The following is a 608-nucleotide window of genomic DNA, read 5'->3' as shown; positions in this document are numbered from 1 at the left end:
CTTTCTTACTTTCTTCTCTCCATAGCCTTTTGCGCCTATGGAAATGCTTTTTTTGATTGTTGTTAACTTATAGATTCATCTTCAAACTTATAAACCTGGCACACATGTAAACATGCATACTTATGTTTTCTAAATCCTAGTGTTAAATCTGGGCTAACAACGTCTCTATTGTTGTTTGCTCTTCTTTTTTAACTTCTTCCAATATGTCAAAGAACTTTTCTATCCCCGGATGGTGGTTAAACCTTTCTATTTTCGCAGATCTTTTGTAACAGATCCGGGTGATGGTGGAGAATAACGGAGTCGAACCGTTGACCTCCTGCGTGCAAGGCAGGCGCTCTAGCCAGCTGAGCTAATCCCCCTTAGAAATTCTAGTAGTAGTCCCGAGCAGATTTGAACTGCTGACCCCTACATTATCAGTGTAGTGCTCTAACCAACTGAGCTACGGGACTATTTAATGTGGTGATTCAGGTATTCTTGTGAGGTGTATGTTCACAATCCTGTTTCCTCCTAGTCTTACCTTCACTTCAGTATGGAACACGCTATGATGTTTCATTCTATGGGTTTTTCTTTTTGAGATTATTTGTCATTTTATATCATTTTAACGCAGC

The 608-nt window shown here is 39.5% G+C and carries 2 tRNA genes; both read right to left on the bottom strand.

Annotated features, from left to right (window positions below):
* Positions 1-282: 282 nt before the first annotated feature.
* Positions 283-359 (bottom strand) — tRNA-Ala (locus IEW69_RS16835).
* 16 nt (positions 360-375) lie between these two features.
* Positions 376-449: transfer RNA gene (locus IEW69_RS16830), tRNA-Ile, on the bottom strand.
* Positions 450-608: the final 159 nt, after the last annotated feature.

Origin of the sequence: Pedobacter quisquiliarum (assembly GCF_014642175.1) — a bacterium.
Taxonomy (GTDB): Bacteria; Bacteroidota; Bacteroidia; order Sphingobacteriales; family Sphingobacteriaceae; genus Pedobacter; species Pedobacter quisquiliarum.
This window is presented reverse-complemented; position numbering and strand designations above follow the sequence as displayed.